The 24774-nt window shown below is 72.8% G+C and carries 28 protein-coding genes and 3 tRNA genes; 10 read left to right on the top strand and 21 right to left on the bottom strand.

Going from position 1 to position 24774, the window contains the following annotated elements; translation table 11 throughout:
- The first annotated feature begins 22 nt into the window (after positions 1–22).
- Entirely contained in the window at positions 23–667 is a 645-nt protein-coding gene (locus tag BM223_RS03270; RefSeq protein ID WP_038681670.1) for a PaaI family thioesterase, read from the top strand.
- Here BM223_RS03270 and BM223_RS03265 read toward each other — a convergent pair.
- The gene (locus BM223_RS03265; RefSeq protein WP_052139015.1) at positions 651–2141 is read right to left on the bottom strand and encodes an NAD(P)/FAD-dependent oxidoreductase; all 1491 of its coding nucleotides are present in this window, start codon (positions 2139–2141) and stop codon (positions 651–653) included. The two genes, BM223_RS03270 and BM223_RS03265, sit on opposite strands and share 17 nt — an antisense overlap.
- Before the next feature lie 286 nt (positions 2142–2427).
- Between BM223_RS03265 and BM223_RS03260 the strand changes: the two genes are divergently transcribed.
- The 3 genes from BM223_RS03260 to BM223_RS03250 are packed head-to-tail and all read left to right on the top strand — an operon-like array spanning position 2428 to position 4137.
- Complete coding sequence (locus BM223_RS03260; RefSeq protein WP_038681672.1) at positions 2428–3408, top strand: ATP-binding protein; 981 nt, start codon at positions 2428–2430, stop codon at positions 3406–3408.
- Positions 3409–3418: 10 nt separating this feature from the next.
- Entirely contained in the window at positions 3419–3811 is a 393-nt protein-coding gene (locus BM223_RS03255; protein WP_038681674.1) for a fluoride efflux transporter FluC, read from the top strand.
- Positions 3808–4137, top strand: coding sequence for a fluoride efflux transporter FluC (locus BM223_RS03250; RefSeq protein ID WP_038681676.1), 330 nt, complete (start codon positions 3808–3810; stop codon positions 4135–4137). Before BM223_RS03255 ends, BM223_RS03250 begins: the two co-directional genes overlap by 4 nt.
- Here the strand turns inward: BM223_RS03250 and BM223_RS03245 are convergent.
- The 4 genes from BM223_RS03245 to BM223_RS03230 all read right to left on the bottom strand — a co-directional run bounded on the left by BM223_RS03245 (position 4128) and on the right by BM223_RS03230 (position 5380).
- The gene (locus BM223_RS03245; protein WP_038681678.1) at positions 4128–4484 is read right to left on the bottom strand and encodes a metallopeptidase family protein; all 357 of its coding nucleotides are present in this window, start codon (positions 4482–4484) and stop codon (positions 4128–4130) included. The two genes, BM223_RS03250 and BM223_RS03245, sit on opposite strands and share 10 nt — an antisense overlap.
- Positions 4485–4569: 85 nt before the next feature.
- A tRNA-Asp gene (locus BM223_RS03240) sits at positions 4570–4643 on the bottom strand.
- An 81-nt stretch (positions 4644–4724) separates the two neighbouring features.
- A tRNA-Glu gene (locus tag BM223_RS03235) sits at positions 4725–4797 on the bottom strand.
- A gap of 79 nt (positions 4798–4876) precedes the next feature.
- Positions 4877–5380 (bottom strand): MarR family winged helix-turn-helix transcriptional regulator, encoded by a 504-nt coding sequence (locus tag BM223_RS03230; protein ID WP_235319054.1) that lies wholly within the window; start codon positions 5378–5380, stop codon positions 4877–4879.
- Between the two features lie 67 nt (positions 5381–5447).
- On the opposite strand from BM223_RS03230, the gene BM223_RS03225 reads away from it, so the two are divergent.
- Positions 5448–6278 carry a sulfurtransferase gene (locus tag BM223_RS03225; protein WP_038681680.1) on the top strand — a complete coding sequence of 277 codons (831 nt, stop codon included), beginning with the start codon at positions 5448–5450 and terminating at the stop codon, positions 6276–6278.
- Between the two features lie 3 nt (positions 6279–6281).
- Positions 6282–6620: a hypothetical protein gene (locus BM223_RS03220; RefSeq protein WP_038681682.1), complete on the top strand. Its 339-nt coding sequence runs from the start codon at positions 6282–6284 to the stop codon at positions 6618–6620.
- Here BM223_RS03220 and BM223_RS28810 read toward each other — a convergent pair.
- On the bottom strand, positions 6613–6783 hold the full coding sequence (locus tag BM223_RS28810; RefSeq protein WP_158510228.1) for a GNAT family N-acetyltransferase: 171 nt from the start codon (positions 6781–6783) through the stop codon (positions 6613–6615). The genes BM223_RS03220 and BM223_RS28810 overlap by 8 nt on opposite strands.
- Positions 6784–6973: 190 nt before the next feature.
- Here BM223_RS28810 and BM223_RS03215 point away from each other — a divergent pair.
- Positions 6974–7047: transfer RNA gene (locus tag BM223_RS03215), tRNA-Phe, on the top strand.
- A 41-nt stretch (positions 7048–7088) separates the two neighbouring features.
- Here BM223_RS03215 and BM223_RS28805 read toward each other — a convergent pair.
- Together BM223_RS28805 and BM223_RS03205 are read right to left on the bottom strand one after the other, a co-directional pair.
- Entirely contained in the window at positions 7089–8057 is a 969-nt protein-coding gene (locus tag BM223_RS28805; RefSeq protein WP_038681684.1) for a hypothetical protein, read from the bottom strand.
- 10 nt (positions 8058–8067) lie between these two features.
- Positions 8068–10113 (bottom strand): MMPL family transporter, encoded by a 2046-nt coding sequence (locus BM223_RS03205; RefSeq protein WP_038681686.1) that lies wholly within the window; start codon positions 10111–10113, stop codon positions 8068–8070.
- Positions 10114–10130: 17 nt separating this feature from the next.
- On the opposite strand from BM223_RS03205, the gene BM223_RS03200 reads away from it, so the two are divergent.
- Positions 10131–10604 (top strand): MarR family winged helix-turn-helix transcriptional regulator, encoded by a 474-nt coding sequence (locus tag BM223_RS03200; protein WP_038681688.1) that lies wholly within the window; start codon positions 10131–10133, stop codon positions 10602–10604.
- A gap of 4 nt (positions 10605–10608) precedes the next feature.
- Here BM223_RS03200 and BM223_RS28205 read toward each other — a convergent pair whose 3' ends face one another.
- From BM223_RS28205 to BM223_RS03150, 10 genes are all read right to left on the bottom strand, one after another.
- Positions 10609–10980 carry a lipoprotein gene (locus BM223_RS28205; RefSeq protein WP_141267374.1) on the bottom strand — a complete coding sequence of 124 codons (372 nt, stop codon included), beginning with the start codon at positions 10978–10980 and terminating at the stop codon, positions 10609–10611.
- A 10-nt stretch (positions 10981–10990) separates the two neighbouring features.
- Complete coding sequence (locus BM223_RS28800) at positions 10991–11413, bottom strand: GlcG/HbpS family heme-binding protein (RefSeq protein ID WP_038681691.1); 423 nt, start codon at positions 11411–11413, stop codon at positions 10991–10993.
- A gap of 11 nt (positions 11414–11424) precedes the next feature.
- The gene (locus BM223_RS03185) at positions 11425–11808 is read right to left on the bottom strand and encodes a RidA family protein (protein ID WP_038681693.1); all 384 of its coding nucleotides are present in this window, start codon (positions 11806–11808) and stop codon (positions 11425–11427) included.
- Entirely contained in the window at positions 11805–12638 is an 834-nt protein-coding gene (locus BM223_RS03180; protein ID WP_038681695.1) for a mycofactocin-coupled SDR family oxidoreductase, read from the bottom strand. Before BM223_RS03180 ends, BM223_RS03185 begins: the two co-directional genes overlap by 4 nt.
- A gap of 32 nt (positions 12639–12670) precedes the next feature.
- Positions 12671–13708, bottom strand: coding sequence for an ABC transporter permease (locus BM223_RS03175; protein WP_075018452.1), 1038 nt, complete (start codon positions 13706–13708; stop codon positions 12671–12673).
- Positions 13671–15194 carry a sugar ABC transporter ATP-binding protein gene (locus BM223_RS03170; protein ID WP_038681698.1) on the bottom strand — a complete coding sequence of 508 codons (1524 nt, stop codon included), beginning with the start codon at positions 15192–15194 and terminating at the stop codon, positions 13671–13673. Before BM223_RS03170 ends, BM223_RS03175 begins: the two co-directional genes overlap by 38 nt.
- Positions 15195–15225: 31 nt before the next feature.
- Positions 15226–16368, bottom strand: a complete 1143-nt coding sequence (locus tag BM223_RS03165; RefSeq protein WP_141267375.1) for a sugar ABC transporter substrate-binding protein — start codon at positions 16366–16368, stop codon at positions 15226–15228.
- A gap of 112 nt (positions 16369–16480) precedes the next feature.
- Entirely contained in the window at positions 16481–17734 is a 1254-nt protein-coding gene (locus BM223_RS03160; protein WP_038681702.1) for an aminotransferase-like domain-containing protein, read from the bottom strand.
- Between the two features lie 42 nt (positions 17735–17776).
- Entirely contained in the window at positions 17777–18610 is an 834-nt protein-coding gene (locus BM223_RS03155) for a mycofactocin-coupled SDR family oxidoreductase (RefSeq protein ID WP_038681704.1), read from the bottom strand.
- A gap of 54 nt (positions 18611–18664) precedes the next feature.
- Positions 18665–19519: an SDR family NAD(P)-dependent oxidoreductase gene (locus BM223_RS03150; protein ID WP_082003795.1), complete on the bottom strand. Its 855-nt coding sequence runs from the start codon at positions 19517–19519 to the stop codon at positions 18665–18667.
- A gap of 231 nt (positions 19520–19750) precedes the next feature.
- Between BM223_RS03150 and BM223_RS03145 the strand changes: the two genes are divergently transcribed.
- On the top strand, positions 19751–20350 hold the full coding sequence (locus tag BM223_RS03145; protein WP_052139019.1) for a TetR/AcrR family transcriptional regulator: 600 nt from the start codon (positions 19751–19753) through the stop codon (positions 20348–20350).
- Entirely contained in the window at positions 20347–20949 is a 603-nt protein-coding gene (locus tag BM223_RS03140) for a TetR/AcrR family transcriptional regulator (protein ID WP_052139020.1), read from the top strand. The genes BM223_RS03145 and BM223_RS03140 overlap by 4 nt, the downstream gene beginning before the upstream one ends.
- Positions 20950–21184: 235 nt before the next feature.
- Here the strand turns inward: BM223_RS03140 and BM223_RS03135 are convergent, their stop codons facing one another.
- Genes BM223_RS03135 through BM223_RS03125 form a run of 3 tightly spaced genes read right to left on the bottom strand, consistent with a single transcriptional unit; the run spans position 21185 to position 24774 of the window.
- Positions 21185–22117, bottom strand: coding sequence for an ABC transporter permease (locus tag BM223_RS03135; RefSeq protein WP_038681706.1), 933 nt, complete (start codon positions 22115–22117; stop codon positions 21185–21187).
- A 1-nt stretch (position 22118) separates the two neighbouring features.
- On the bottom strand, positions 22119–23213 hold the full coding sequence (locus tag BM223_RS03130) for an ABC transporter permease (protein ID WP_200887017.1): 1095 nt from the start codon (positions 23211–23213) through the stop codon (positions 22119–22121).
- Positions 23206–24774 (bottom strand): ABC transporter ATP-binding protein, encoded by a 1569-nt coding sequence (locus tag BM223_RS03125; protein WP_075018451.1) that lies wholly within the window; start codon positions 24772–24774, stop codon positions 23206–23208. Before BM223_RS03125 ends, BM223_RS03130 begins: the two co-directional genes overlap by 8 nt.

The raw sequence follows: 24774 nt of genomic DNA, 5'->3' as shown, positions 1-24774 counted from the left end.
GAACTTGTTCTACTCTGCCCCCATGAACTGGTCCTTCGCCGCCGACGAGACCCCGGCCTCCGTGATCGAGGCGGAGGCCGCCGTGTGGCGCCCGCTCGCCGAGGCCGCGCGCGAGCTCGTCGACCTCTGTGTCATGTCCGACGTGGACGACGACGAGGTGCGCGCCGCCCAGGCCGACGTCGAGGCGGCGGTCGCCCGGCTGCGCAAGGTGCGCCGCACCCAGACGCTCGGCCAGGAGCACCTGACCGCCGGGCGCCGGCGGCCGTGGGGCAACCCGGTGATCGGGCTGCGCAACCCGATCGCGCCGCCGCTCGAGGTGCGCAGCCACCCCGACGGGCGGGCCGAGACCGACTTCCACTGCGGGGCGGCGTACGAGGGGCCGCCCGGGCTGGTGCACGGGGGCGTCGTCGCGCTCATCCTCGACCAGGTGCTCGGCCACTCGGTCGGCGCGGCCGGGCGTCCCGGGATGACCGGGACGCTGACCCTCGTCTACCGGCAGGGGACGCCGCTGGGCGACCTGCGCGTCGAGTCCTGGATCGACCGCGAGGACGGCATCAAGACCTGGGCCAAGGCCCGGATGATCGGCCCCGACGGCGTGACCGCCGAGGCCGAGGGCGTCTTCATCCTCCCCCGAGCAGTGCGGGAGAGGCTCAGCCGCCGACCTTGACGCCGCGCTTGTTCTCGTCGCTCAGGCGCGCCTCCTCGGCGGCCTGCTGCTCGAGCTCGGCGCGGCGCTGCGCCTCGTCGAACGCACCGGGCTGGGAGACCAGGTCGGTGGCACCGCGCGCGAGGCGCTGGAGCGCCACCCGGGCGAAGATCTGCTGCTCGGTCGAGGTCCGCTCGGAGCGTCCCTTGCCGAGGAACGAGACCGCCCAGCGCAGCACCGCGGTGACCCGGTTCTTGAAGCCGGTGAGGTAGAAGAGGTGGACGACGAGCCACATCAGCCAGGCGAGGATGCCGGTGATCCGCAGCTTGCCGACCATCGCGACCGCGCGGAACCGGCTGATGATCGCCATCGAGCCCTTGTCGAAGTACTTGAACGGCGGCTGCGCGGGCTTGCCCTGGAGCCGGCCGTCGATCTCCTTGGCGGCGTACTTGGCGCCCTGGATCGCGACCTGCGCGACACCGGGGAGGTTGTCGAGGGAGATCATGTCGCCGACGACGAACACCTCGGGGTAGCCCGGGAGGGTGAGGTCGGGGTTGACCGAGATCCGGCCGGCCCGGTCGAGCGGGGCGCCGGTCTGGGCGGAGAGCTGCTTGCCGAGCGGGTTGGCCTGGACGCCGGCCGCCCACACCTTGGCGACCGCGTCGATGCGCTTCTCGCTGCCGTCCTTGTACTTGACGGTCAGGCCGCGCTCGTCGACCTGGGAGACCAGCGCGCCGAGCATGACCTCGACGCCGAGCTTCTCGAGGCGCTCCTGGGTCCACTTGCCGAGCTTGGCGCCGAACGGCGGCAGCACCTGGGGCGCCGCGTCGACGAGGATCACGCGCGCGTGGCGCGAGCTGATCGCGCGGAAGTCGCGGGTCAGCGTGCGGTGCGCGAGCTCGGCGATCTGGCCGGCCATCTCGACCCCGGTCGGACCGGCGCCGACGACGACGAAGGTGAGCAGGTGGTCGACGTTCTCGCCGCGGGCGGCGGCGAGCTCGGCCATCTCGAAGGCGCCGAAGATCCGGCCGCGCAGCTCGAGGGCGTCGTCGATGCTCTTCATGCCGGGGGCGAACTCGGCGAAGTGGTCGTTGCCGAAGTAGGACTGGCCCGCGCCGGCCGCCACGATCAGCGAGTCGTACGGCGTCACGAGCTCGCGGCCCAGGACGTGGGAGGTGATCAGGCGGCTCTCGAGGTCGATGTCGGTGACCTCGCCGAGCAGCACCTGGGCGTTCTTCTGGTTCGCCAGCACCTCGCGCGTCGGGGGCGCGATCTCACCCTCGGAGAGGATGCCGGTGGCCACTTGGTAGAGCAGTGGCTGGAAGAGGTGGTGCGTCGTCTTGGCGATCATCGTGATGTCGACGTCCGCCTTGCGCAGCTGCTTGGTGCCGAAGAGCCCGCCGAACCCGGAGCCGATGACGACCACCTGATGGCGGTCGGAGCGGGGGACGATGATGCGATCGGGCAGTTCCGGCTGGGTGTCGCCTGCTGCCATGGCTTTCTTCCTCCTGGGCACTTCGGGTGACGACGCTGGCAGGTCCTCTGGGGCCATTCTTCCGCGTCCGGTCCGCGGGCCCCAATCCGAGGTCGCGGTCTGGTCGGTCACACTGCCCCGGAACCCCTCTCGCCGGCCTCCTCAGGACGTCTGCGAACTCGCTCGAAGACGTTGGTTTAGGGGGATCGGCGGCGGGGTATCCCACCCGGGATCGGCACCCTCGCCGATCAGGTGACCACCCGCGACGACGAACCCCACCGGCTGACACACCCAGCGAGGCGCACCCGTGCAGCACCGGCAGACCCTGGACCTGGCCCCCGGGCCACGCATCGTGCACGACGCACGACGCTGGGTGGTCCAGACGTGCCAGCAGATCGGTCGTGACGACGTCGCCGACTGCGCCGAGCTCGCCGTCTCCGAGCTGGTCACCAATGCGGTCCTGCACGGCACCCCGCCGGTCCAGCTGCACCTGAGCGGCACCGCCGACCACCCCCGGTTCGAGGTCCACGACGGCTCCACGATCGCCCCGCAGCCGGCGACCCAGGCCGGCGGCTTCGACATCGACGCCTTCGACCTCGACGCCTTCGACGCGCTCGACGAGGAGCAGCTCGCCGCGCTGACCACGGTCGGGCGCGGCCTCGACATCGTCGCCCGCGCCTCGCTCGCCTGGGGTGCCGAGATCGAGGAGGACGGCAAGGCGGTGTGGTTCGAGCCCTCCGACGAGCTCTCCGAGACCGGCGGCGCGCCGTACCAGCTGACCCACAGCGTCCCGTCCCTCGCCGAGGACCACACCCGGGTCGGCGAGGTCGCGGTCCAGATCAACGGCGTCCCGGTCCTGGAGTTCGGCCGCTTCCAGCGCCACTACCGCGACCTGCGCCGCGAGATCCGGCTGCTCGCCCTCGCCCACGAGGACGACTACCCCCTGGCCAAGGTGCTCTCCGAGCACTTCGACGCGCTCGAGCGGCCGCTGCGCTCCAACATGGGCCGCGAGCAGGTCGACGACGCCCACGAGTCCGGGCGCAACGCCGTCGACCTGCGGCTGCGGATGCCGCGCGAGGTGGCCCGGCAGATCGGCGGGCTGATCGACCTGCTCGACGCCGCCGACGAGTTCAGCCGGGCGCAGCGACTGCTCACCGCGCCGCGCACCCCGGACCAGCGCGCCTTCCAGATCTGGTTCCTCGGCGAGTTCCGCCGCCAGTCCGTCGGCGCTCCGCCGGTCGCCTGGCAGGGCAGTGCCGGGTCCGGGGCTCCGTCGCGCGCGCTCTAACCTGCTGGGCATGACGCCGTCGCCTCGCCTGCTCCTGGCCGTGGCGGCCGGCGGCGCGGTCGGGGCGCTCGCCCGCTACGGGGCCACGGAGCTGGTCCACGACGGCTCCGGCTTCCCCTGGACCACCTTCGCCGTGAACGTGACGGGGTCGGCCCTGCTCGCCGCCCTCCTGCTGCTCCCGCTCGCCCGGCGCTCGCCGGTGTGGGCCGCGGCGTTGGGGCCGGGCGTGCTCGGCGGCTACACGACCTTCTCCGCGACCTCCGAGCAGGGGCGGGCGCTCCTCGAGGCGGGGCGGGTGGGGCTGGCTCTCGCCTACCTGCTCGGGACCCTGCTCTCCTGCCTCGTCGCGGTCACCGTCGTCGGCCGGGCCGCGCCCCCGCTGCCCGAGGAGGACGAGCTGTGAGCGCGCTCCTCGTCGCCCTCGGCGCCGCCGTGGGCGCTCCCCTGCGCTACTACCTCGGCCAGCGCCTCGACGGCCGCTGGCACCACGGCACCCTCCTCGCGAACCTGCTGGCGAGCCTGCTGCTCGGGGCGTGCGCCGGCTGGTCCCTCGACGGCTCCGCGCTCGCCCTGGTCGGGACCGGCTTCTGCGGCGGGCTGTCGACGTACTCGTCGCTCGCGGTGCAGACCCGCGACCTGGGCCCGGTCCGCGGCGCGGCCTACGCGGCGACGACGATCGTGCTCGGCCTCGCCGTCTGCACCCTCGGGTTCTGGGCGGCTCAGGCGTAGCCGAGGTCGTGCAGCCGGGCGTCGTCGATGCCGAAGTGGTGGGCGACCTCGTGGACGACGGTGATCCGGACCTCGTTGGCGAGGTCCTCCTCGTCGTCGCACATGTCGAGCAGCGGGCCGCGGTACAGGAAGATCCGGTCCGGCAGGTGCGGCAGCATCGAGCTGTCGCGCTCGGTGAGCGCCACGCCGTCGTACAGGCCGAGGAGGTCGTCGGGCTCGCCCTCGGGCGGCTCCTCCTCGACCAGCACCACGACATTGCGGACCAGCCGGGCGAGCTCGTCGGGGATGTCGTCGAGCGCGGTGTCGACCAGCGCGTCGAACTCCTCGGGACTCATCTCGACCGGCACGGGTTCATTGTGCCGGTCGGCTCCACGCGGTGGCGCGCCGGGAAATGCAGCAAGCCCGGACCTGGTGGTCCGGGCTTGCTCTCTGCGACCCCGACGGGACTCGAACCCGCGGCCTCCGCCGTGACAGGGCGGCGCGCTAACCAACTGCGCTACGGGGCCTGGCTTGCTTCTCCCTGGCGGGCGAAGCGGATGGAACTCTAACCCATGGCGGCGTGCGGCTCCCAATCGGGACGCACCCCGTACCCCCAACCGGATTCGAACCGGCGTACCCGCCGTGAAAGGGCGGTGTCCTAGGCCGCTAGACGATGGGGGCCCACCGGGAGGACGGATCCTCCGCAGCCGGGCCAGCATAGTGCCCACCCGGCCGGGTCCGCGCATCCCCTCAGCCGGCCTCAGCGCGCGGTCGGGGCGCCGTTGGCGGCATTGGCCGCGGCGATCACCTCGGTGAGCCGGCGGTGCAGCGAGAGGAGCTCGGCGACGTCGATGCCGAGCCGCTCGACGATGGCGGGCGGGACCTTCTCGGCCTCGGCGCGCAGGGCGCGCCCCTTCTCGGTCAGGACGACGGCGAGCGCGCGCTCGTCGCGGGGATCGCGCTCGCGGCGCAGGTAGCCGATCGCCTCGAGCCGCTTGAGCAGCGGCGAGAGGGTGCCCGGATCGAGCTGGAGGAGGCGGCTCAGGTCGGCGACCTTGAGCGGCTCGGAGCCCCACAGGGCGAGCATGACGAGGTACTGCGGGTGGGTGAGACCGAGCGGCTCGAGGAGCGGTTTGTAGACGGCGATCACGCTGCGCGAGGCGACGGCGAGGGCGAAGCAGACCTGCTGCTCCAGGGCCAGCGGGTCGTCGACCCCGGCCAGGGGGCTCTCGGTCCGCGGAACGGATTTCTCTGCGCTTGCCACGATCGTTAGTCTAGCAATAGTTAGTACCCCAACTATTGGTGCGGCAAGCACTACCCAGGAGGACACCATGGCTCGCTCCGACGTACTCGTGGACGGCGCCTGGCTCGAGCAGCAGCTCGGCCGGCCCGGACTGGTCGTGATCGAGGTCGACGAGGACGCGACCCGGCACGCCATCGACCACGTCCCCGGCGCGATCGGCCTCGACTGGCGCCACGACCTCGGGCATCCGGTCCGCCGCGACGTCGTCGACGCCGACGCCTTCGCCGCCCTGCTCTCGGCCAAGGGCGTCGCGAACGACGACACCGTCGTCCTCTACGGCGGCGACAACAACTGGTTCGCGGCCTACGCCTACTGGACCTTCAAGCTCTACGGGCACCGCGACGTCCGGCTGCTCGACGGCGGCCGCAAGAAGTGGGAGCTCGAGCAGCGCCCGCTGACCACCCAGCCGGTCACCCTGCCCGCCACGTCGTACGCCGCCGGGCCGGCCGATCCCGCGCTGCGCGCCTTCCGCGACGACGTCGTCGCCGCGATCGGCGTCCGCGCGCTGGTCGACGTCCGCTCCCCCGCCGAGTTCAGCGGCGAGATCCTCGCCCCGGCGCACTTCCCGCAGGAGCTGCCGCAGGTGCCCGGGCACATCCCGACCGCGGTCAACGTGCCGTGGTCGCGCGCCGCCGCCGAGGACGGCAGCTTCCTCCCCGACGACGAGCTCCGCGCCCTGTACGGCGACGCCGGGCTCCCCCTCGACGGCTCCCCCGTCACGGTCTACTGCCGGGTGGGCGAGCGCAGCGCGCACACGTGGTTCGTCCTGCACGAGCTGCTCGGGCTGCCTGACGTCCGCAACTACGACGGCTCGTGGGTCGAGTACGGCTCGCTCGTCGGCGTACCGGTGGAGGTCTGAGCCGTGTCCGCCTCGACCGCGCCCCGCCGCCGCCACCTGATGGACCCGGCCCACCCGGTCCGGCCCGTCAACGACCGCTCACTGACCCACACCCAGCGCTGGGTGTCGTCGACCCTGGCGGTGTTCACGATCTCGCACCTCGCGCTCGGCATCGTGTTCGCCGCCCTCGAGACACCCGACTCGGCCACCGCCGCGCGGATCGGCCTCAACGTGATCGCCGGCGGTTTCGGGGTCATCGCGGTCGCGGCGGGTCTGGTGATCCACCGCCGCAGCCCGCTCAGCCCGTGGCTCGCGCTCGGCGTCCTGCCGACGCTGCTGGGGCTGTGGCTCTGCTTCAGCTGAGGCCGGGGCTGGGGCGGCGGCAGAAACCGGCCGCCCGCTCGTTGCCGTCGAGCACCCGCAGGTACGACGGCCGCGCGGCGAGGGCCTCGGTCAGCATCCGGTGCCCGAGCCCGCGTCCCGGGCCGACCGACACGAAGCCGACGAGCTCGCCGTCGTCCGCCACCGGTCGACGCGCTCGGCGACGCCGGCCCGGCGGGCGGCGAGGATCTCGGCAGGCACGAGCCCGTCGTACGCCTCCTCCGGAGCACGACCTCGGCGGGCGTCGTCATCGGGCCAGCCTAGGCGTGACGAGGTCCAGGAACGGCGCCGCTTTCGTACGACGCGCCACCCTCCGGTAAGGTTAGCGACTGCTCGGGCAGGTAGCTCAGTTGGTACGAGCGATCGCCTGAAAAGTGATAGGTCGGCGGTTCGACCCCGCCCCTGCCCACCGAGCACGAGACCCCCGCCGGGAGACCGGCGGGGGTCTCGTCATCTCCCGAGCGTGATCCGGTGGACGAGCGTCCGGCGGCCGGCTCCGGCGTACCAGGCGCCGACGGCGAAGGTCCGGTCGCCGAGCGCGCAGACCCACTCGATGTCGGTGTCGTCGTCGCTCAGGTCGAGGTCCGGGAGCGCGAGCGGCCGCGACGTCGTGAGGTCGCGCGTCGCGAGGAGCAGCCCGTGCTCGATGTCGACGAGCAGCAGGTGGTCGTCGTCGAGGAAGGTCCCCGACATGTCGATCCCGATCGCGAGGCCGGCGTCGGCGGCGCTCAGCCGACCCATCTCGCTCAGGTCCGTCCAGCGCAGCACGCGCGCGGTCTCGGGATCGCTCGGGTACGGCGTCAGCAGGATCTGCTCGCCGTCGGGACTGATGTCGGCGCCGACCACGTCCTCCCCCGGGCACAGCTCGGTGACCGCCAGACCAGGTCCGGCGGTGATGTCGACGCGCAGCACGAAGCTGCCGTCCTGGCCCATCGGCAGGTCGACCACCGCAGCCCGGCCGGAGGGGTGGGCGAGCACGTGGGCGCTGGCGTCGTGGGCGTCGCGGACCAGGTGCTCGGCGACCACGCGGGCCGGGGCGGCCTCCGTGCCGAGGTCGACGAGGAGCAGGAGGTGGCCGCGCTCGTCGAGGTCCGGCGCGGTGACCAGGGCCAGGCCGTCGGCCAGCAGGCAGGCTGCGTCGGCCGCCGCGACCGGCAGATCGGTCCGGCCGGCCGGGGTGACCACGGCGAGCTCGCCGTCCTCGGCCAGCCAGGTGCCGAGGTCCGGTGCGGCGGCGAGCAGCCGGGCGCCGCCGGACAGCCCGGTCGCCACCGAGCCGGCCGGCTCCAGTCGCGCGCTCAGCGCGGTGAGGGTGCCGTCGTCCAGCCGGAAGCGGGGTCGCGCTCCCCCGAAGTGGGCCGCGGGGACGGCGCCCTCCAGGCTCGGCGCCACGCTGACCAGCTCGATCGAAGGCTCCACGGCCCGCAACCTACCGACCTGGTCGCACCACCCGGCGCGGCCACCAGAACCGGTCCCCCATCCGCACGGCGAGCGCCGGCACCAGCACCGTCCGCACCAGCAGCGTGTCGAGCAGGACGCCGACGCAGATGACGATGCCGAGCTGGGCCAGCACGACGAGCGGCAGGACGCCGAGGACGGCGAACACCGCGGCGAGCAGGACACCCGCGCTGGTGATCACCCCGCCGGTCGACGCGAGCGCGCGGAGCATGCCCTCGCGCGGGCCGTGCCGGCGTCCCTCCTCGGCGGCCCGGGTGACGAGGAAGATGTTGTAGTCCACGCCGAGCGCGACGAGGAACAGGAACGCCTGCAGCGGCACGCCGACGTCGAGGCGGTCGAAGCCGAAGACCTGCGAGCCGATCAGCCAGCCGGCGCCGAGGGCGGCGAGGTAGGTCGCGACGACGGTCGCCACGAGCACCACCGGCGCGACCACCGAGCGCAGGAGCAGGCCCAGGGCGAGCAGCACCACGACGAGGATGAGCGGCAGGATCAGGCCGCGGTCGGCCGAGGTGGCGTCGGCGATATCGACGTCCTCGGCGTCGACGCCGCCGACGAGGGTGTCCGGCAGGTCGTCGAGCGCGGCGCGGAGCGAGGCGACGTCGGCGCGGGCGTCCGCCGTCCCCGGAGCGTGCGCGAGGACGACGTCGAGCCGGGTCCGGCCGTCGTGCTCGCCCACCTTCCGCACGGACTCGACGCCGTCGGCGCCCTCGGCAGCCGCGACGACAGTGGGCACGTCCGCCGAGGTCAGCACGACGGCGGGGTCGGTGCTGCCGGCCGGGAACGACTCGGCGAGGCGGGCGGCGGCGGTGATCGACTCGGGGGTGTCGAGGAACTGGTCGGCCTCCGACAGCCCGCTGCGGATGCCGAGCATGCCGCTGGCCAGGGCGGCCAGGACGACGAGCCCGGCGACCGCCGCGGTCACCGGACGAGCAGCGACGGCGTCGCCGATCCGTCGCCAGAACGTGCGTCCCTCGGCGACCGCGTCCTGCCCGACCTCGGGCCGGCGCGGCCAGAAGATCCAGCGCGGGAAGACGACGAGGGCCAGGGGCAGCACGACCAGCACCGCGACCGCGGCGACCACGACCCCGATGGCGCACGCGAGCCCGAGCCCGCGGGTCGTCGGGAAGGCCGAGAGCAGCAGCGCCAGCAGGGCCAGGACGACGGTGGCGGCGCTCGCCAGCACCGCCTCGCCGGTCCGCACCCACGCGTGCGCCATCGCCTCGGCCCGGCTCGGCGTCCGCCGGAGCTCGTCGCGGTAGCGGGAGATCAGCAGGAGGGCGTAGTCGGTCCCCGCCCCGAACACGAGGACCGACAGGATGCCGGTGGTGGACTCGTCGAAGGCGACGCCGAGCCCGGAGAGCGCGTGGGTGGCGGCGACGGCGGCGAGCCGGTCGGCGACACCGACCACGGTCAGCGGGACCAGCCACAGCAGGGGCGAGCGGTAGGTGATGATGAGCAGCACCGCCACCACCGACGCGGTCACGAGGAGCAGCCGCAGGTCGGCGCCGTCGAAGACCCGGGCCAGGTCGCCCTGGATCGCGGCCGGCCCGGTCACCGCCGCGCGGACGCCGTCCGGGAGCCCCTCGCGGACCTGCGCGCGCAGCTCGTCGACGTCGTCGGCGAGCCGGGTCGCGTCGGTCTCGGCGACGGGGACGACGCCGACGAGCGCCGTCCCGTCGGCGGAGGGCTGGAGCGGCACCTGCTCCGCGCCCGCGCCGGCCGCCCGCTCGAGGACGCGCGCCACCGCCGCGCGGTCGCCGTCGCTCAGGGCCCGGTCCGCCGAGAACAGGACGACGGCGACCTGGTCGCGCCCCGACGGGAACGCCTCGACCAGCCGGGCGACCTCCGTCGAGTCGTACCCGCCGGGCAGCTGGTCGGTCGTGGCGCGCTCGACGGGCGCCGTCCCGGCGAGCCCGATCAGCGCACCACCGAGGACGAGGTAGATCATCGGAAGGACCCACGCCACCCGCGGACGCAGGAACGGGAGCAGGCGCTGGGACACCGCAGATAGTTCCATGATGGAAGGATAGGTCCATGAGCGACACCGGGGGCAACCCGGGCACGGCGGTGCCCGCGCTGGTGCAGGAGCTGTCGTACGAGCTCAACCGCTTCTCCCACGGGTTCGCCCACCGCCACGGGCTGCACCCGACCGACGTCGACGCGCTGGCCCACCTGCACCAGGCCCGGCTGCGCGGCATCCCGGTCACGCCCTCCTCGTTGGCCGCCTCGATCGAGCTCAGCCCGCCCGCCACCACCGCCCTCCTGCACCGGCTGGAGGCGAGCGGGCACGTCGTACGGACCGCCGATCCGGCCGACGGACGCCGTCGGCTGCTCGCGCTGCACCCCTCGGCCCAGCAGCTCGCCGGCGACTTCTTCCGGCCGCTCGCCGGGGCACTGCGCGACTCGCTCGACGGGTTCACTCCGGACGATGTCGCGGTCGTGGAGCGCTGGCTGGCGCAGGCGAGCGCGGCGGCGCGCACGCTCGCGGCGACGATCGACGAGGGCTAGCGAGTCAGTCCGGCAGCTCGATCGAGTCGCGGACCGACTCGATCGGTGCCACGACGCCGGCGGGCGACCCCAGGATCGAGCACACCAGGTCGAAGCCGCCCGGGCTGGTCAGGCTCTCGTCGTCGGCACGCGCCACCATCTCCGGGGTCAGCGCCTCGACGTGCCACTTCTCGGGGACCCGGACCAGCACCGGCAACGCGCAGGCGGACTCCGCCGGCCCGATCTGCGTCGCGGCCGCGTCCGCCGGAGCACCGGGTGACCGGTCTCCGCGGCTCCCGCGGTCCCCCTCGTCGCCACATGCGGCGAGCGCCAGGAGCGGTAGGACGAGGGCCAGGGCCACGGCACGGGACGATCGCCGGATCCGGGGAGGCACCATGCCGGCCAGACTAGGTACGATCGCTGCCCTGAGCCCCCGCCGTCCGCGCGATCGCGGCGTCCTGCTCCGACGTCCCCCCACTGACGCCGACCGCACCCACCACCTCGCCCCCGACCCGGACCAGGTCGCCGCCGGCGAGCGGCGTGAACCCGGGCACCGTGCCGACGGCCGCCGCGAACGACGGCTCCGCGGCCGAGCGCTCCTCCCACACCGCCGTCGGTACGCCGAGCCCGGCCGCCGTGCGGGCCTTGCCGTGGGCGGCGGCGGCCACGAGCCCGGAGACGCCGTCCATCCGGGCGGCGAGGACCGGCTCGCCGCCCGGATCGACGACGACCACGGCGACGGCGAGCCCCTGGCCGGACGCCTCGGCGAGCGCGCGGCGGAGGACGGCGTCCGCCTCGGCGAGCGTCACCGTCGGGCGCGACCACGGCACGGCGGCCGGGCCTATCCGGCCGTGCCGACGTAGGCCCAGGCCTCGACCTCGAGGAGCATCCGCGGGTCGAGCAGCGCCGAGACGACGACGGTCGTGCTGGCCGGCGCCGAGCCCGACGCGAACGCCTCCCCCTTCGCCTTGCTGTACGACGGGAAGTGCGCCGCGTCGGTGAGGTAGCAGACGAGCTTGGTCACCTGCGTGAGCGTCGCGCCCGCCTCGGCGAGCGCGAGCCCGATGTTCTCGAAGCACTGGCGGGCCTGCTCGTACGGGTCGTCGGTGGCGATCTGCGCCGAGGCGTCGAGCGCCACCTGGCCCGAGAGCACGACGAAGTCGCCGCTGCGCACCGCCTGCGACATCCCGTCGAAGCGCAGGTGCGGCGGGTTGAAGCCCCTCACGGCATGCCCGCGGAGGCGGCGGTGCTGACGTCGATCGTCGTCCCGCTGACGTAGCGGGCGTCGTCGGAGACCAGGTAGAGCACGGCCTTCGAGATGTCCTCGGGCGCGACCCACGGGACGCCCATCGGGCTCATCGCGGCGTACGCCGGCTCGACCTGGTCGCGCGTGGGGGCGTCGAGGTCGGGGCAGAAGAGCCCGTAGAGCGCGTCGTTGTGGACCATGCCGGTGTCGACCGTGGCCGGGCACACCGCGTTGACGGTGATCCCGGACGACGCGGCCTCCAGGGCGAGCGTCTTGACCAGCCCGATCACCCCCCACTTGGCGGCGACGTAGTGGGCGAGGTTGGGGTTGCCCATCCGCCCGCCCATCGACGACGTGGCGACGATCCGCCCGCGTCCCTGCGCGAGCATCGGCCGCACCGCGGCGCGCATCGTCTTGAAGACGCCGGTGAGGTCGACGCCGATCATCTCGTCCCACGCGGCGTCGTCGAGCTCCCAGAACCTCGCGAAGCCGCAGACGCCGGCGTTGGCGACGGCGATGTCGAGCGACCCGAACCGCTCGACGGCGCCGGCGACGACCGCCTCGATCGCGTCGGTGTCGCGGACGTCGGCCTGCACCGTGTGGCAGGCGACGCCGAGCGCCTCGACCTGCGCCTTGGTCTCGGCGAGGTCGTCCGGCGTGGCGAGGGGGTACGGGATGGTCGCGAGGTCGGCACAGAGGTCGACCGCGACGACGTTCGCGCCCTCCGCGGCGAGGGTCAGGGCGTGCGAGCGCCCCTGGCCGCGGGCGGCGCCGGTGATCAGCGCGGTCCTGCCGTCGAGCTTGCCCATGTCGTTTCTCCTTCTCTGAGGGGGATCGAGGCTCAGCCGTCGGCGCGGACGGAGAGCTTGCGGAGCTTGGTCAGCACGACGGCGAGGATGAGCGCGCCGCCCTGGAAGGTGGAGATCACCCAGAACGGGATCCCCTGCAGCTGCAGGCCGTTGATGCCGATGGCGAGGATCGCCAGGCCGACGAGCTGCCCGGGCACGTTGAACCGGCCCGGCTTGATCATGGTCGAGCCGAGGAACGCCGCGGCGTACGACGGCAGCAGGTACTGGGCGCCGACGTCCGGCTGCCCGGTCCCGATCCGCGAGGTGTAGACGAGGCCCGCCAGGGAGGCGCAGAAGCCGGAGATGACGAAGGCCAGCACCAGGATGCGGTTGGTCGGCACTCCCGCGAGCCGGGACTGCTCGCGGCCGAACCCGGTGGCGTAGAACATCCGACCCAGCGGGGTCATCTCCAGCACGTAGAAGACGATGAGCGCGAGCACCACGACGAGCACGATGGGGTTCGGGATGCCGAACAGCTCGCCGCGGCCGAGGTCGGTGAACGCCGTCGGGATGTCGCGCGAGACGACCTGGCCGTTGGCCACGAGCTGCGAGACGCCGAGGAAGATCGAGCCCGAACCGAGCGTGACGATGAACGGGTCGATGCTCAGCCGGACGACGAGCAGCGCGTTGACGAGCCCCGCGGTCGCGCCGACCGCCAGCGTGATCAGGATGGCCAGCGGCACCGGCATCGAGCCCGCCGTCTGCTGGAAGGTCCAGGCCGACGTGATCACCGACAGCGTGAGCACGCCGCCGATGGAGATGTCGAAGACCCCCGCGGCAAGGGGGAACAGCAGACCCAGCGCGACCACCGCGGTGATCGTCTGGTTGTTGACGACGGCGAGCAGGTTGCTGCTCGTCAGGAAGACACCGGGCGAGGCGATGGTGAACGCGACGATCATCGCCACCAGCAGCAGCGGCCCGGCCCAGCGGTCGAGCAGGTCGAGGCCGATCCGGCCGGCCCGGTGCTCGATGGCGCGGGCCGTCGTCACCTCCTCAGCCGGCTGCGTAGCAGAGCTCAACGATTCGCTCACGGGTGATCTCCTTGTCGGTCAGTTCGTCGGCGACCACCCCGTCGCGCAGCACCAGGACGCGGTCACAGGTGGCGGCGAGGTCGTCGGTGTCGGAGGAGCACAGGAGGACGGCGGTCCCCTCGTTGCGTGCCGCCTCCACGAGCAGGCGCAGGATCTCGGCGGTGCCGCCGACATCGACGCCGTGGGTGGGCTCCTCCATCACCAGCACCCGTGGTGCGGTGCGCAGGAGCCGCGCCACGTAGGCCTTCTGGGCGTTGCCGCCGCTGAGCAGCTCGATCGGACGCTGCACGTCGGGCGGCCGGATCCGGTAGCGCTCGACCAGGGCGACGGCGTCCGCGCGCTCGGCGCGGTGCCGGAACCGCCCGCCGCGCCAGTACGGCGACAGGTCGGCGATCGTGATGTTCTCGGCCAGCGTCATCCCGGTGATCCGCTTCTGGTCGCGCTCCCCCGGCAGCACCGCGACGCCGAGCCGCCGCAGCGACCGGACGCCGGGCCGCGGCACGGGAGCGCCGCCGACCAGCACCGCGCCCGACCGCAGTGCCGACCGACCCTGGAGGAGCCGGACCACCTCGTGCACACCGGAGCCGGCGAGGCCGGCGACGCCGAGCACCTCGCCCTCGCGGAGCGTGAGGCTGGCGCCGGCGAGCTCGCGCCCGGCGACGACGCCGGCCAGCTCGAGGACCGGCGCGCCCGTCGTCCGTCCGGCGGCGCGGTCGGAGGTGTGCACGGCCTCGACCTCGCTGCCGGCGATGACCCGGGCGAGGTCCTCGCGGGTGAGCGCCGAGACGCTCTCCTGCAGGACGACGGCGCCGTCGCGCAGCACCGTCACGCGGTCGGCGAGGTCGACGACCTCCTCCAGCCGGTGGGTCACGTAGACCACGCCGACGCCGCGAGCCGCGAGCGTGCGGACCAGCCGGAACAGGTGCTGCACCTGCTCCTCCGGCAGGGCGGCGGAGGCCTCGTCGAGGACGAGGACCCGGATCGCGTCGGGATCGTCGATCGCCCGGGCGATGGCGACCTCGGTCCGCTCGACGGCGGAGAGGCCGGCCACCTCGGCCGCGGGGTCGATGTGCCCGAGCCCGAGATCGTCGAGCCGGGCCCGGGCCGCGGCACGCTCGTCGCGCCAGCGGATGGCGCCGAGCGTGCCGGCCCGGTAGGTGCCGACGCCGAGCCGGAGGTTCTCCAGCACCGACAGCTCGTCGACCAGACCGATGTCCTGGTGGATGATCCGGACACCGGCCCGGCTGACGGCCACCCCGTCGCCGAACCGCAGCCGCGATCCGGCGACGGAGCAGTGCCCGGTGTCGGGCTGGTGGAACCCGGAGAGCACCTTGATCAGGGTCGACTTCCCGGAGCCGTTGTGGCCCAGCAGGGCATGGATCTCGCCGCGTGCGACGGTGAAGTCGACGCCGTCGAGGGCCCGCTGGCCGGGGAACGTCTTGACGATCCCGCGCAGCTCCAGGGCGGCCGCATCGTCCGTGGTCATCGTGGTCTCCGCTCTCGCTGCTGCCGTCGGCTCAGCTGACGCCCCAGAGCGCCTGGAACTGGTCGCGGAAGCCGTCGGCGCCCTCGTAGGTGCCCTTCTCGGGCGCGCTCTCCTGGGTCATCAGGAGCTGGGTCGGGTTCTCGATGTTGTCGGGGATGGTCTGCCCGGCCTTGAGCCGCAGCGCCGCGTCGACGACGGTCCAGCCGTTCTCGTAGACACCGGAGGCCACGTCGGCCTTGATGATGTCGCCCTGGCGGACCAGCGCGAGGGTGGGCTCGTCGCCGTCGAAGGTGCCGACGGAGATGGCGTCCTCCTTGCCCGCCTGACGCACGGCGTCCGCCGCCATCACCCCCGAGAACCCGGGCGTGCTGACCACCCAGTTGAGCTGCGGGTTGGACTGGATCTTGGCCTGCAGCGCGGGCGGCAGGTCGGTCTGCGCCGTCGCGACGCTGAACCGGTCGACGCTCACCTTGCAGCTCGGGCACTTCTCGAGGGCGGCCTTGACGCCGTCGGCGCGCTGGCCGTTGCACTGGTAGACGGTGTCGGCGAAGATCGCGACGTTCGCCTTGCCGCCGGACTCCGAGACGATGTAGCTCCCCAGCAGCTCGCCCTCGATCTGGCAGACGTTGCCGACCTCGACGGTATTGCCCTTCTCGGGGTCCGGGAGCTGCGCGGTGAACTGACCGATCACCGGGATCTTCAGCTCGTGCGCCTTCGCGTAGGCCTCCGACGCGTCGGCCGAGGGCCGGGCGTTGTTGACGATGACGTCGGGCTTGGCGTTGACCGCCTGGCTCATGCAGTTCTGGAAGGACGCGACATCGCTCTTGGCGTCGCAGACCTCCAGGTCGAAGCCGAGCGCCTCGGTCGCCTGGCGGACTCCCTCGACCTGGGCCACGCAGCCCGGGATCGACTGGTCGCAGCCGACGAAGTAGACGGTCATGGACGCGGGCGGCTCGACCGGGCCGAGCGCCTTGACGGCGATCTCGGTCGGCACCTTGACGGCGGTCTCGGCGGCGGCCTTGGCGTCGTCGAGCCACGGACCGCTGGCGGCCGGGCCGTCGTCACCGCCGGAGTCGGAGCTGTTGCAGCCGGCGAGCGCCACCGTGGCGGCGACCACCAGAGCGGCGACCGCCGCGCCGCGGCGGCGGGCGCGAGGGAGGTTGTTGGAAGGCACGGGCATTCCTCTCGTTGGTTGGGTCGGGTGTTTTCGGGCGCCCGAGCTCCGTCCCCGACGCGTGCGCCGGGAACAGCAGGTGGTGGTGCGTCAGCGGCCGGTCGGCCGCCGGTCAGCGCGCGTTGGCGACGATCGCCTCACCGAGGGCCTTGATCCCGCGCTCGAGCTCGTGGTCGGGCGCGTGGCTGTAGGCGAGCCGGAGGTAGCCCTGACCGGCCTCCTGGCCGAGGAACTTCTCGCCCGGACGGCAGAAGACGCCGGCCATCGCGGCCTCGTGCTGCGCCTTCTCCCAGTCGACGTTGTCGGCGATCCTGAGCCAGAGGTAGTAGCCGCCGTCGGGCACGTCGAAGCTGACCAGGCCGCCGCAGTGCTCGCGCACCGCCTTCACGGCGAGGTCGCGCTTGCGGCGGTAGACGGCGTTGGCGCGCTCGATGTGCGGGTCGAGCAGGCCCTCCTTCAGGTACTGCTCGAGCATCCGGCAGGTCCACTGGCTGACGCCGAGGTCCTGGCGCACGGAGGCGAGCGCGTGGATGAGGGGCTCGGGCGCGGTGATCCAGCCGATCCGCAGGGCGGGGGCGAGCACCTTGGAGAAGCCGTGGCTCTGGATCACCCGGCCGTCGGTGTCCATGCTCAGCAGCGACGGGACCGGGTCGCCGCCGTAGCGCAGGTCGGCGTAGATCGAGTCCTCGAGGATGACGAAGTCGTACTCCTCGGCCACCTCCAGCAGCCGGCGGCGGCGGTCCTCGGGCATCACGACGCAGGTGGGCAGCTGGAACGTCGGGATGACGTAGAGCAGCTTGGGCGTCACGCCGTCGCGGCGCATCTCCTCGAGCCGCTCGACGAGCGACTCGACGACCAGTCCGTGCTCGTCGATCTCGACGGTGCGGATGTCGGCGCCGCGCATCTGCATGAAGCGCATGGCGTAGGGGAACGTCGCCTTCTCGACCAGGACGCCGTCGCCGGGGTTGACGAGCGCGTTGACCGCGAGCGCGATCGCCTGCACCGAGCCCGAGGTGAGGATGAGGTTGTCCGCGCCGAGGCCCTCGACCTGCTGGGTCTTCCCGATCCACCGGGCGACCTCCTCGCGCAGGCCGGTGTGCCCCAGCATCAGCTCGATGTACGACGGCAGGTAGACGATCTGGTCGGTCTCCTCCTCGTAGCCGAAGGAGATGTACTCCAGCGCGCGGCCGCCGTCGCGGTCGAGGACGTCGCCCATCAGCCGCCGGAAGTCGTCGAGCGGGAAGGTCTCCTCGGCCGCGATGCCCTGGTCGAAGTTGAACGTGACCTGGGCGGGCGGGTCGGGGAAGAACAGCGCCGGGCCGCCGGCGGCGAGGTCGGAGAGCTTGTCGGTCGGGTCGAAGGTCACGGGGAGGCTCCTTGGTGGTCGGGGTGGGGCAGCGGGTGCGGGTCAGGCGCTGTGGAAGGCGTTCCAGCCACCGGCGACGTCGAGCGCCGTGCCGGTGATGTAGCGGGCCTCGTCGGAGGCGAGGAAGAGGACGGCCTCGGTGGCGTCGCCGACCTCGATCCACGGCACGGCCATCGGGTTGAGGGTGGCGAAGGTGGCGCGCACGTCGTCGGTGGTGGGCGCCTCCAGGTCGGGGCGGAAGAGGCCGTAGGTCAGGTCGTTGTGGCACATGTCGGTCGACACCGACATCGGCGAGAACGCGTTGACCGTCACCCCGTAGGGAGCCAGCTCGATCGCGACGGACTTCACGAGTCCGATCACACCCCACTTGGACGCCGCGTAGTTGGCATTGTTGGGACCGCCCTCGCGGCCGACCGACGAGGCGGTCGCGACGATCCGCCCGGAGCGCTGCGCGGCCATCACCGGCGCGACCGCGCGGATGCTCGCCGCCACTCCCCCGAGGTTGACGTCGACGACATCGCGCCAGACGTCGTCGGCCATCTCGCGGACCGGGCCGAAGGCGGCGATCCCCGCGTTGGCCAGCAGCACGTCGACCCGGCCGAACCGCTCGACGGTCGCCGCGACGACGTCGCGCATCTGCTCGGGGCTGCGGGTGTCGGCCTTGAGCGTCAGGCACGGCGCGCCGAGCGACTCGACGATGCGCGCGGTCTCGTCGAGCTCCTCGGGCGTGGCCATCCGCGACGCGCACGGGATCTGCGCGGCGATGTCGACCAGCACCAGGTTCGCGCCCCGCTGGGCTAGGGCGATCGCGTGCGAGCGCCCCTGCCCCTTGGCGGCGCCGGTGACCACGGCGGTCCGGCCCTCGAAGTTCCTCATCGTCATCTCCTCGATGTCGTCGGTGTCGTCGGTGTCGTCGGTGTCGTGGCCGGGTCAGGCCGTGTTGGTGGCGGCCAGGCCGGCCGAGACGTCGACGACGGCGCCGGTCCGGTCGAGGCCCGGCTCGGCGACGAGCTGCTCGACCGCGCGGACCACCGCGCCGACGTCGGCATAGGTCGCGCTGCTGGGGTGGCGCACGCGCAGCGCGTGCTCGGCCGCACCGCGGTCGGGAGCGGTCACGGCGAGCGAGCCGTCCCGCCCGGCCTGCAGCACCGCCCAGTACGACGGGTCGGCGCTCATCGCGGTGTCCATCACGCCGGGGCACACCACCCCGACCGCGGTGCCCTGCTCGGCGACCTCGTGGGCCAGCGACTTGGCCAGCCCGATCTGCGCCCACGCGGCGGCGGCGTAGTGGCTCAGCCCGAAGGCACCGCGCCGTCCCTCCTCGGCGGCGATGACGACGATCCGGCCGCGACCGGAGTCCCCCAGGGGGCCCAGCGCCTCGCGCAGGACGTGGAAGGTCCCGTGCAGGTTGGTGTCGACCACGTCGTCCCAGGCGGCGTCGCTCATCGTCGCCGCGGTCGCGGCCGTGCGCACCCCCGCCGCGCAGACGACGACGTCGAGGCCGCCGAGCGCGGCGACGGCGGCGGGCAGCGCAACCCGCACCTGCGCGACGTCGCGGACGTCGACCGCGGCCACGTGCCCCGTCGGGCCCACCACGGCCCGGGCCGCGTCGAGCTCGGCGGCACCGGAGAGCGGGTAGTCGAGCGCCATCGCACCGGGCGCGTCCCACACCGCCACGCGGGCACCGGCGCCGGCGAACGACGCGGCGATCGCGGCACCGAGGCCGCGGGCACCGCCCGTGACCAGCACCCGACGGCCGTCGAACGTCATTGAATTTCCGTTCATGTGGGTAGTCCTACCGCGCCTCCCGAGACTGTGTCAAGGGACACAGGCGGCCGGTCACAGCGTGCCGTTTACCGCTATTTCAGGCGCATTCTCGCTTCCAGCAGAGCGGCCTCGCGATGGTGAAGAAGAATTCAGGTGCCGTGAATTGCCGTTCATTTCTGGCATCTCGCGGGCGCACTGGCTAGCCTTCGGGCAGTCCCACGACCACCCACGGCTCTGAGAGGCGGCCCGGTGACCCTCCCTCCGACACGGCAGGCGCTGGTCGACGCTGCCGTCGACGTCTTCACCGAGAAGGGCCTGCACGGCGCCCGGGTGATCGACGTGACCAAGCGGGCCGGCGTCGCGGCGGGGAGCTTCTACACCTACTTCGACACCAAGGAGGGGCTCTTCCTCGAGGTCGTCGAGCAGGCCCGGCAGGCGCTCGCGGCCGACGTCCCGCGGGCCCGGTTCTCCGATGCCGACAGCGCGCGGGCCTGGCTGCACGACGTCGTCCGGCTCCAGGTCGCGCGGCTGGCCGAGGGCGCCGCGACCTGGCGGATGATCAACGCCGCCGCGCTCGGCAACGTCCAGGTGGCGACCGCCCTGCGCGACCAGGCCGACCCGCTGACCCGCACGCTCACCGACGAGCTCGGCTTCTGGGCCGAGCAGGGCTGGATCGACCCCGGCGTCGACAGCGCCGTCGTGGTCGACGCGCTCATCGCCCTGACCGAGCAGGCCGTGCAGCAGTGGTCCCACGACGAGGCCGGGTTCGACCTCGACGCCGCGACCGCCGCGGTCGCCGACGCCTGGACGGCGCTGCTCCGGATGCCGCCGCGCGGAGCCGGCCGATGAGCGAGCGCGCCACGACGACCACCCAGGGCAGCCGCACCCGCGGAGCGCTGCTGCGCGCCGGGCGGCGGGTCCTCGAGCGCAAGGGCCTGCACAAGGCCCGGATCTCCGACATCACCAAGGAGGCCGACGTCTCCGTCGGCACCTTCTACCTGCACTTCGAGAACAAGGACGACCTGTTCCGCCAACTGCTCATCACCGTCGAGGACGAGGTCTACGGCGAGCTGGTGCCGGCCGAGCCGGGCTCCGTCGACCCGGCCCAGCGGATCCGCGAGACCAACCGGCTCTACCTGACGGCGTTCAAGCGCAATGCGGCCTTCTGGACCTGCGTCGAGGCCGCCGCGCTCGAGCAGCCCGACGTGCCCGGCGTCCTGGCCGAGCGCAACCGCTACTACCGCAGCCGCACCGAGCGGGCGATCGCCCGCTGGCAGGCGGCCGGCCAGGTCGCGCCCGAGGTCGACCCCGCCACGGCGGCGTTCCTGCTCGGCGCGATGACCGAGCGGCTCGCCTACCTCTGGTACGTCTTCGGGCACCGCGAGGACGTCGACCAGGCCACCGAGGACCTCACCCGGCTCTGGCTCAACTACCTGGGCCTCGACTGAGCCACCCGGCGAAGTGCGCCGGTTGCGGGCACGAAGTGAGGCTCTTGCGGGCGCGAAGTGGGTGTCTTGCGGGCGCGAGATCTCGCCAGTGACGACGCACCTCGGACCCGCAACCACCCCACTTCGTACCCGCAACCTCCCCACTTCGCACCCCACTGGGCCCGGACGCGCACCGGGGCGGTGACCTGGTCAGGTCACCGCCCCGGCTTCCGCGTCCTGGCTGGCTGAGCGTGGATCAGCCCACCAGGCGGCTCTCCCGGTCGTAGTTCCGGCCGAGGAAGGACGGCTGCCGGGCCCAGCGGAACGCGAAGACCATCACCAGCAGCGTGGCGACGTACGGCAGCATCAGGACGAACTGGTGCGGGATCCCGATCCCCGCGACCTGGGCCCGCAGCGCGAGCACCTCCATGCCGGCGAAGAACGCCGCGCCGGCGATGACGAGGTGCGGGCGCCAGCCGCCGAGGAAGGCCAGCGCGATGACCAGCCAGCCGCGGCCGGCCACCATGCCCTCGGTGTAGAGGCCCGTGTAGACCATCGGCAGGTAGGCGCCGGCCATGCCGACCAGGCCCGAGCCGACGACGGTCGACCAGGTCCGCGCCCAGGTGACGTTGATGCCGAGGCTGTCGGCCGCCTTGGGGTTCTCGCCGATCGAGCGGAACGCCAGCCCGCTGCGGGTCTTGTACATGAACCACCAGATCGCCACGGAGATCGCGAACGCGAGGTAGACGACCAGGTCGTGGTCGAAGAGCACCTCACCCAGGAACGGGATGTCCGAGAGCAGCGGGATCGGCTTGTCCTCGAGCGTCGGGATGAGCGGCGGCTCCATGGTCACCCCGATCACCTCGCGGTAGAGCAGACCCGCGGCGCCGAGCGCGGCGAAGTACAGCGCCAGGCCCACGACGAACTGGTCGAGCCGCAGCTGGGTGGTCATGTAGGCCAGCACGAGGCCGAAGACACCGGCGATCGCGAAGGCCGCGGCCATGCCGACGGTGTTGCTGCCGACCTTGAAGCTGACCAGGAAGCCCACCGCCGCACCGAGGACCATGAGGCCCTCCTGCGAGACGTTGAAGACGCCGGCCCGGCCGCTGAGCACGGTGCCCTGGGCGGCGAGCAGGAACGGCACCATGGCCGGGATCATCAGGGTCAGGAGCTCGGTGATCTCTCCCATGTCAGTTCCTCCGGAGCTTGGCGCGGGCGATGTCGGACAGGAGCAGGAACAGCAGGATCAGCGCCTCGATGATGAGCACCATCTCGACGGGGACCTGTGCGGTGCGCTGCATCGAGCCGGCACCGACCTCGAGGACGGCGATGCCGAACGCGATGAACGGGATCGCGATCATGCTGCCGCGGGACATGAGCCCGACGATGATGCCGAGGATCAGGAAGTTCGACTGCATCCCCTCGAGCATCTTCCCGTGCACGCCGGCCACCTCGATCGCGCCGGCGAGACCGGCGACGGCACCGCCGACGACCAGGCCCGCGCCGGCGAGCCGGGAGGTCCGGATGCCGTGCACCTGGGCGGCCCGCAGGTTCGCCCCGACGGCCCGCATCTCGAAGCCCGTCGACGTCCGCCTCATGAAGATCGCGATCGCGACGACCAGCACGAGCGTGATGATCACGCCCGAGTGCAGCGGCGGTGCCTGGCCGATGCCCGGCAGCAGCGCACCCTCGCCGACCCGCACGGTCGCGGGGTGACCGGCACCCCGGTCGGGCCACACGTGGCTGGCGACGTAGTCGATGAGCTGGAACGAGATGAAGTTCAGCACCACCGTGCTGAGGATCTCGTTGACGTTGAACTTCACCATCAGCACGGCCGCGATGCCCGACCACACGGCGCCCGCGAGGGCACCGGCCACCAGGACGCACGGCAGCAGCACCAGCATCGGCAGGTCCGACCAGAGGATGCCGATCGCGACACCTCCGGTCGCTCCGACGAGCAGCTGCCCCTCGGCGCCGATGTTGAACTTGCCGGTCGCCAGCGGGATCGCGAACGCGTAGGCGCAGAGCAGCACCGGGACCCACTTGTGCAGCGTCTCCACCGTGCCGAAGCGGGTGTTGAAGCTCGTGGTGAGCACCGACTCGAACGCGGCGACCGGGTCCTGCCCGAGGGCGAGGATGATCAGGCCGCCGACGGCGAACGCCGCCACCACGGACAGGACGGACGGCACCACCAGCCACAGCGCGTCGGCGACGCGGCGTGGCCCGGCGGCCTCGGGTGCCGCCGGCGGGGTCGCCGGCGGAGCGGTCATGGTCGTCTCAGACACGAGCTTCCCCCAGTCCGGTCATGCTGCGGCCGACCTCGTACGCGTCCACCGAGCCGTGCGGCCACTCGCCGGCCCGGGAGCCCTGGTAGAGCGCGATCACCCGGTCGGAGAGGGCGATCACCTCGTCGAGGTCCTCGGAGATGAGCAGGACCGCGCACCCGGCGGCCGTCGCCGTGCGGACCTGCTGGTAGACGAACCGGGTCGAGCCGATGTCGAGGCCACGGGTCGGGTTGTGCAGGATCAGCAGCCGTGGCCGGCGGGCGAACGCGCGGGCCAGGATGACCCGCTGGATGTTGCCGCCCGACAGGTCGCCGACGAGCGTGCCGGGACCGTTGGCGCGCACCGAGAACTCGGCGATCGCGTCGACGGCCCGCTGCTTGGCAGCACCCCAGTCGATGAGCCCGAACCGGCGCACCTTCGGGCTGCGCTGCGAGCCGAGCACCAGGTTCTCGGTGATGCTCGCCGTCGGCAGGATGCCGTCGCGGTGCCGGTCCTCGGGAACGTAGGCGACGCCGTGCTCGAGCCAGGACGACGTCGCGAGCCCGCCCATCGCGCGCCCGCTCACCTCGACGCTGCCCGCCCGCAGCGGCCGGACGCCGGCCAGCGCCTCGGCCAGCTCGACCTGGCCGTTGCCGGCGACGCCGGCGATGCCGACGATCTCGCCCTCGCGGAGCTCGAGGTCGAAGCCCCGGATCAGCTCGTGCCCCTGGTCGTTGACGACGACCAGGTCGCGGACGGCGACCGCGATCGTCGTCCCGACGGACGAGAGGGTCTCCTCGACCGCCTCGGCGTCGACCGCCCCGAGCGCCGCGGCCTCCACCACGGCACCCGGGTCGGTCGTGCTGCCGACCATCTTCTCGGCGAGGTGCTCGGCGTCGGTGTCCGAGCGCTCGAGCGTCTCGACCCGGCGTCCGTCGCGCATCACCGTCATCCGGTCGCAGACGCTGAGCGTCTCGCGGATCTTGTGGGTGATGAGCACGACGCTCATGCCGTCGTCCACCATCGCCCGCATCGAGCCGAACAGGTCGTCGACCTCCTGGGGGGTGAGGTTGGTGGTGGGCTCGTCGAGGATGAGGACCTTCGCGCCGCGGTAGAGCGCCTTGAGGATCTCGACCCGCTGGCGCACGCCGACGGGCAGCTCCTCGACGACCGCGTCGGGGTCGACGGTGAGGCCGAACCGCTCGCTCAGCTCGCGGATCCGCTCGCGCGCCTCGGTGAGGTCGAGCCGCAGCGGCCCCGGGACGTCGGTCCCGAGCACGATGTTCTCGGTGACGGTGTAGTTGTCGACCTGGAGGAACGTCTGGTGGACCATGCCGACCCCGGCCGCGATGGCGTCCTTGGGCGAGCCGATGCTGACCGGCTGCCCGTCGAGGAGGACCTCACCGGCGTTGGGCCGGTAGAGCCCGTAGAGGACGTTCATCAGCGTCGTCTTGCCGGCGCCGTTGCCCCCCAGCAGGCCGTGCACCTCGTTCCGGCCGACCACGAGGTCGACCGCGTCGAGGGCGGTCACGGGCCCGAAGGTCTTGACGATCCCCCGCATCTCCAGACGCGGGTTCTCCAT

Origin of the sequence: Pimelobacter simplex, assembly GCF_900114845.1 — a bacterium.
Lineage (GTDB): Bacteria > Actinomycetota > Actinomycetes > Propionibacteriales > Nocardioidaceae > Nocardioides > Nocardioides simplex.
This window is presented reverse-complemented; position numbering and strand designations above follow the sequence as displayed.

Coding starts and splice junctions, on each gene's coding strand:
- BM223_RS03205 (WP_038681686.1), bottom strand. CDS start 10,113: ATGGAACTATCTGCGGTGTCCCAGCGCCTGCTCCCGTTCCTGCGTCCG.
- BM223_RS03170 (WP_038681698.1), bottom strand. CDS start 15,194: ATGACCACGGACGATGCGGCCGCCCTGGAGCTGCGCGGGATCGTCAAG.
- BM223_RS03270 (WP_038681670.1), top strand. CDS start 23: ATGAACTGGTCCTTCGCCGCCGACGAGACCCCGGCCTCCGTGATCGAG.
- BM223_RS03265 (WP_052139015.1), bottom strand. CDS start 2,141: ATGGCAGCAGGCGACACCCAGCCGGAACTGCCCGATCGCATCATCGTC.
- BM223_RS03135 (WP_038681706.1), bottom strand. CDS start 22,117: ATGGGAGAGATCACCGAGCTCCTGACCCTGATGATCCCGGCCATGGTG.
- BM223_RS03180 (WP_038681695.1), bottom strand. CDS start 12,638: ATGGGCAAGCTCGACGGCAGGACCGCGCTGATCACCGGCGCCGCCCGC.
- BM223_RS03140 (WP_052139020.1), top strand. CDS start 20,347: ATGAGCGAGCGCGCCACGACGACCACCCAGGGCAGCCGCACCCGCGGA.
- BM223_RS03155 (WP_038681704.1), bottom strand. CDS start 18,610: ATGAGGAACTTCGAGGGCCGGACCGCCGTGGTCACCGGCGCCGCCAAG.
- BM223_RS28205 (WP_141267374.1), bottom strand. CDS start 10,980: ATGGTGCCTCCCCGGATCCGGCGATCGTCCCGTGCCGTGGCCCTGGCC.
- BM223_RS03200 (WP_038681688.1), top strand. CDS start 10,131: ATGAGCGACACCGGGGGCAACCCGGGCACGGCGGTGCCCGCGCTGGTG.
- BM223_RS03225 (WP_038681680.1), top strand. CDS start 5,448: ATGGCTCGCTCCGACGTACTCGTGGACGGCGCCTGGCTCGAGCAGCAG.
- BM223_RS03255 (WP_038681674.1), top strand. CDS start 3,419: ATGACGCCGTCGCCTCGCCTGCTCCTGGCCGTGGCGGCCGGCGGCGCG.
- BM223_RS03125 (WP_075018451.1), bottom strand. CDS start 24,774: ATGGAGAACCCGCGTCTGGAGATGCGGGGGATCGTCAAGACCTTCGGG.
- BM223_RS03150 (WP_082003795.1), bottom strand. CDS start 19,519: ATGAACGGAAATTCAATGACGTTCGACGGCCGTCGGGTGCTGGTCACG.